We start from the raw sequence: 5,396 nt of genomic DNA, 5'->3' as shown, positions 1-5,396 counted from the left end.
TGTGGGTGGTGGTGACGCCCTTTTCGATGGTGGTCGTGGTCTGGGTGGTCTCCGCCCCGGCGGAGAGGCTGAAGACGGTTAGGCCGGCGGCGATCAGGGTGGAAATCCGGATTTTCATGGAAAACTCCTTTGCTTCAGCCGGCATCTTCCTTGAAATCCGCCAGGACTGCAAGCGTCACCGTGGCCTTGGCGACCAAGGACTCCTGCTCGCCTTCCTTGGCGAAGACTTCCGATTCGACGACGCTGAGGCGGCGGCCGGGCTTCAGGACCTGGGCGCGAGCGCGCAGGCTCTGCCCCTTGCCGGGACGGAGGAGGTTGATCTTGAACTCGACGGTCAGGACGATCTCGCCGGGCGCGATCAAGGTGCCTGCGGCCGCGCCCGCCGTGTGGTCGGCCAAGGTGGCCAGGACCCCGGCGTGCACCAAGCGGTTCTGCTGCTTGTGGTAGTTTTGGACCTGCAAGCCGGACTCACACCAGCCCGGGCCGCAGCCGAGGAATTTGACCCCGAGGTTCTCGAGGAAAGGGGCCTTGCGGAAGATGGCCTCCACGCGCTGGAGGCGTTCGGGATCGGCTGCGTCCATCTTCTCTTTCTGGCCGAAACGCGGCTTAAATTCCATGGAAAAAAAGCGGGCCGCGCGCCCCCCCCAGTGGCGCGCGGCCCCAGGAGTGACTTAGTGCACGACCAAGTCGGACTTCAAACGGATCGCATGCGATAGGTTGTAGCGGTTGGGCGAGGTGGCGCTGACCGCCTCGTGGATCTTGCGGAATTGTTCCGGCGTCCCCTTCCCCTTGATGTGAACAGTGTAGCGCAGTTCGTCGTAGCCGGGCTTGACGTTGGGATCGAGGCTGAAGAAGCCCCGCAGGTCGATGTCGCCTTGGGTCTCGATGCGCAGCTCTTCCAGCTCGACGCCCTCCAAGGCGCATTGGGCCGCGTAACCGACCGTCATGCAGGCATTGAAGGCGGCCATCAAGGTCTCTTGGGGATTGGGAGCCAGGTTGGTGCCGAACAGCTCGAAGGGCTCGTCGGTGTGGATCTGGAAATTCTTCCGCACCACCTGACCCGCGATCTCGCAGGCGTCGACTTGAGTTTCGGTTCGGGTGCCGCCCTGCCAGGAGGTCACGACCTTCCAGCGGGTCTGGGCCTTGGCGGGGTCTTTGGACACTTCTTCGACCGTCTGCAGGACGGCGCCCACGTCGATGCCGTTGAGGATTTGGGATTGGATCTTCTTTTCCGCGTTCGATTTCATGGTTCTCTCCTTTTTAAATAAGCGTTGAAAGATTCAGCTGGCGAGGGCGAACTGGACGCGTTCCCGTTGGGGAGGCGTGGTCACTTGGGTGAACAGCGCGACGAAATTGGGATGGCTGACGCCGCTGGCTATGAAGGTCCAGCGCTTGACCTTCAATTCCTCGCGGTAGATCTCCTCGGCCTCCGCGCGGCTGAAGGTCCGGCCCAGGTAGGCCGCAAGATTCTCGACGTCGTAGGCGGATTGTTTTTGCAACAGGCCGTCGACCGCACCCAGGAGCTCGATGAGGTCGCCGACCGCCCGGTCTCTTTCGGGGGTCTCCATCGCGGAGAAGGCGCGCAGGGTCTCGAGATGATCCATCTTGGCGTGCTGGGATTCCTCGAGCCAGTGCGCGCGAAAGACGTTCTTGGTCAGGACGTCCAAGTCCGAGTCCTCGCGGATGGCGGTCAGATAATGAAGTTGGGTGAACCACTCGATGCAAGCGGTGAGCAGGAGCACCGCGCCGGGATTTTTTCCGAGGACGTAACGCGCGACCTCCTGCTCGCCGTCCAGCAGCTTGAGGGAAAAACCCAGCTGCTCGTCGACCCTGCGTCGCAGCTTGCGGAAGAGGTGCATATGCTTCACCTCTTCCGCCACGAAGTTGGCCAGTGCCTCGAGGGCCTCTCCCCAGCCTTCTCCGTGAGTCTTGGCCCGGTCGGTGATCAGCGGTGCGATGAATTCCTCGACGTAGCCGAACAAGTGGGCGTAGGCGCCCATCTCGACGTGACTGAGCTTGATTTTTTCGGCTTGGGACAGGCAGGCGATGGCGGGGGCCGCGGACAGGGCCGAGGGCATCCAACGCTTCGCCGGGTCGAATTTTCGCGGTCCCAGGACCTCCTCGATCCGCCAATTCACCCGGTATGAGGCCTCTAAACAGTCTTGGTATGAATAATCGCTCATGGCACTCCCTCCTTAACTATCTGAAATCATTCTGATTAATTTCAGAACGATAAGTGATAAAACTCATTCTACGGATTTTAACTTCCAAGTCAACATTTTTCAGAACGATAGGTGAAAAATATTGCAAAAAAATTCTAAGTAGGCGATTTTAGGAGAAAGAGGATGAACCGAAATGGGCCGACACAAGGGCTACAATCGCGACGAAGTCCTGGAAAAGGCCATGCACCTGTTTTGGCGCAAGGGCTACGAGGGCACGCATCTCCAGGAATTGGTGGAGGTGACGGGCCTAAACCGCTTCAGCCTTTACAAAGAATTTCGCGGCAAGGACGGCCTCTACGAGGCCGCGGTGGATCACTACCTGGGCGGGCTCCGCCATTTGAGCGAGGTCCTCAACCGCGAACCCCTGGGAATGGCCAATATCCTGGAAGAAGTGCGCCTGGTGGTCTTTTCCGATTTTCCCTACGGCTGCTTCATGACCAATGCGCTCACCCAACAAGAGGTGCTCAACGAGAGAATCCGCAAACGCGTGCGGGACTTCGTCGCCGCCTCCGAGCAAATGGTCCTGAAAAATCTGGAGGCCGCGCGCCTCCGCGGCGAGCTCCCCCCCGATTGCGATATTGCGGGCCTCGCGAAATTCATCGTCACCTTCGACATCGGAATCGTCACCTTTTCCACGACGCAACCGACGCAAGAGGACAAGCGGCGCATCTACGACAATTTCCGCCTCATGTTGACCCGAGGCACCGGCGTCCAGAGCCCGGGCTCCGATGAAGGCGCCGATGCGCCGGCCGTCCTCGCCAACCGTACCCGCTAGGGCTGCCAAGAGAGTTGTAAATCCATTTTCAAAGGAATCGTCTTTTATGGAAGCGGGATTTTGGCACCAAAAGTGGAAAATAAACGAAATTGCCTTTCACGGAAGCAAAGCCAACCCCCTACTGGTGAAATATCTAGACCGTCTTTCAGTGGCGAAAGACGGTCGTGTTTTTTTACCGTTGTGCGGCAAGACGCTCGATATTCATTGGTTAATTTCTAGGGGGTATCGCGTTTCCGGAGCGGAATTGAGCCCGCTTGCCGTCGAGCAATTATTTTTGGAGTTAGGAGTTGAACCGAAAATATCCGGAGCGGGTAAAACAGATCTCTACAGCGCGAAAAACATCGACATATTTGTTGGAGATATATTTGATTTGTCTCGCAGGCTGCTCGGTGACGTGGATGCGATTTATGACCGGGCGGCTTTAGTAGCCCTTCCCGAAGAAATGCGCCGTCGATACGCAAAGCATTTAATGGAGATCACGAATCAAGCCCCGCAATTACTCATTTGTTATGAGTACGATCAAGACTTGATGGCGGGGCCTCCTTTTTCGGTCGGCAATGAAGAAATACAACGACTCTATAGAGAACATTATGAATCAACTCTCCTCGCAAGCATCGATACCCCCGGTGGATTGAAGGGAAAAGTCGCGGCAAGAGAGAAGGCGTGGCTGCTAAAGAATAAAGCAGGAAATCGAAATCTCTGAGCCGAACGCCCTCGCTACCGGGCCCTTAGGTGAGCCCATCCGTCGCTCCGCCGGCCGCCCGCGAATACTCCCGGCGCTCGGCCTCGTGCTGCTCCCGCAGCAGGCGTTCCTCGAAGCTCCCCAGCTTCGCGCGCTCCACGAACCAATAGCCGCACCCGCGGTGCAGCTCCACCTTCCCGAAGAGACCGACTTGGGGATACTCCCGGCAAAGCTTGGGACGAAAAGGGTAGACGCCGCAGGTACGGCCGTCGCGCAGGTAACCGCAGGAAAACGGAAGCAGGCGGCCCTGCGGCGGCCCGATCGGCTGGAAATTGTGGACGAGCGCGTACCAGCGCTGAAAAAAAGCGACCACCCGAGGCCGCCGCACCCACGACTCCGGCAGCTCGATGCCCAAAGTCCGGCAGCACAGGCCCGTCCGCGCGCAGGCGCCGCGCCGAACGTAGCGGGTTTTCCGATGGTAACCGAGCAAGCGCCACGCGATCCGATCGCATCCATAGATCATGGATTGGAAGACGAAGACCAAGACCCAAAGCTCGAAAACCAGCAAGAGTCCGACCCAGCGAAATGGGAAAACCGGTGGCCGTGGATCGGGTCTCCGCAACTGGGACGGCTGAATCATGCGACATTGTCGGTCCGACTCGCCGGTCTGTCGAGAGTTTATCCGGTCCTTCGACCACGGGCCGCCTAGCCGCGCGGCCGCGGCCCGTGCAAGCGCCGAATCAGCCAGGGAATCAGGAAGAGGATCCCATACGGAGAAGGAAATCCGCCCGCGGCGGTGAAGCCCTGCAGGGAGCAACCGGAGCCGGACATCGCAAAGGCGCCCGCCACGAAATTTTCTCCTTCGACCGTCCGGTCGCCGCGGTCCAAGCCGTTATCCCCAGCGGAGCCAACGGAGGGGCCGAAGCCCTGCCCCGCGTCGGGAACGGCGGGATCCGGTTCCTCATTCGCAACATCCGTCGGCGTCAATGCGGGGGCAGAAGGAGTTCCCGTGGAGGGCGCGCCCTCCGCGGGCGCGGCGGGGGTTTCGCCGCCCGGCGCCGTCGTCGTGCCTCCGGGTCCGGAGGGAGCGGCCCCCGGCGCGGAGCATTGCGGATGTCCGCAGCTGATTTCACGGGCGCATTGGCAGGAGCTCCGATTGCCGCACCACCGCGCGAAATCCTCCGCGACGACGCCGGACTGCGGGCATTCAGCCGCCGCGACATCGCCGCAGGCGGAGATAAACCGGTCGATCGCCTCCGTGCCCTCGCTGCGCAGGCATAACCTCGGCTCCTCTCGGTAAACCTCGTACGTGGTCCGAGGTTCCGCCAGGGAAACGGGTTCGGAATTATTATAGGCCATCACGGGCGGAGGCTGCGGCTCGACGGTGGGGCGACAAGAGGCTTCGATCCCCAGGTAGGCGACGCACTCATGACTGTCGCGCTCGCTGTCCTGGCCGCAGAGTTGAAAGAAATCGTCCCAGGCTTTCTTGTGCTCCGCGTTGCCCCAGTAGTTAAAGCCCTGCCGGTAGGTCACGCAGGTCTGGGGCTCCAGGTTGCCACAAAAGGATTCGTATTTATGGATGATCGCGCAGGATTCGGAGGCCGAGAAAGCGCGAACGGCCGAAGGCAGGGAAAAAACCACCAGGAAGAGCGGGACGGCAATGGCGAAGAACGAGCGGGGCAGCGACATGGAATCTCCTTAAAAAAAGAGAGTCGCC

At 60.0% G+C, this 5,396-nt stretch carries 7 protein-coding genes; 2 read left to right on the top strand and 5 right to left on the bottom strand.

Annotated features, from left to right (window positions below; translation table 11 throughout):
* Positions 1 to 134: 134 nt before the first annotated feature.
* From FBR05_14590 to FBR05_14580, 3 genes are all read right to left on the bottom strand, one after another.
* Positions 135 to 581: a PaaI family thioesterase gene (locus tag FBR05_14590; protein MDL1873405.1), complete on the bottom strand. Its 447-nt coding sequence runs from the start codon at positions 579 to 581 to the stop codon at positions 135 to 137.
* 90 nt (positions 582 to 671) lie between these two features.
* Positions 672 to 1,247, bottom strand: coding sequence for an OsmC family protein (locus tag FBR05_14585; GenBank protein MDL1873404.1), 576 nt, complete (start codon positions 1,245 to 1,247; stop codon positions 672 to 674).
* 33 nt (positions 1,248 to 1,280) lie between these two features.
* Entirely contained in the window at positions 1,281 to 2,183 is a 903-nt protein-coding gene (locus tag FBR05_14580) for a hypothetical protein (GenBank protein MDL1873403.1), read from the bottom strand.
* Between the two features lie 172 nt (positions 2,184 to 2,355).
* Between FBR05_14580 and FBR05_14575 the strand changes: the two genes are divergently transcribed.
* Complete coding sequence (locus FBR05_14575; GenBank protein ID MDL1873402.1) at positions 2,356 to 2,997, top strand: TetR/AcrR family transcriptional regulator; 642 nt, start codon at positions 2,356 to 2,358, stop codon at positions 2,995 to 2,997.
* Between the two features lie 46 nt (positions 2,998 to 3,043).
* Positions 3,044 to 3,700: a thiopurine S-methyltransferase gene (tmpT, locus tag FBR05_14570; protein MDL1873401.1), complete on the top strand. Its 657-nt coding sequence runs from the start codon at positions 3,044 to 3,046 to the stop codon at positions 3,698 to 3,700.
* Between the two features lie 25 nt (positions 3,701 to 3,725).
* Here the strand turns inward: tmpT and FBR05_14565 are convergent, their stop codons facing one another.
* Both FBR05_14565 and FBR05_14560 read right to left on the bottom strand, forming a co-directional pair.
* Positions 3,726 to 4,319: a YkgJ family cysteine cluster protein gene (locus FBR05_14565; GenBank protein ID MDL1873400.1), complete on the bottom strand. Its 594-nt coding sequence runs from the start codon at positions 4,317 to 4,319 to the stop codon at positions 3,726 to 3,728.
* A gap of 65 nt (positions 4,320 to 4,384) precedes the next feature.
* Complete coding sequence (locus FBR05_14560) at positions 4,385 to 5,368, bottom strand: hypothetical protein (GenBank protein MDL1873399.1); 984 nt, start codon at positions 5,366 to 5,368, stop codon at positions 4,385 to 4,387.
* Between the last annotated feature and the right edge of the window lie 28 nt (positions 5,369 to 5,396).

It is taken from the genome of Deltaproteobacteria bacterium PRO3, assembly GCA_030263375.1.
Taxonomy (GTDB): domain Bacteria; phylum UBA10199; class UBA10199; order DSSB01; family DSSB01; genus DSSB01.
This window is presented reverse-complemented; position numbering and strand designations above follow the sequence as displayed.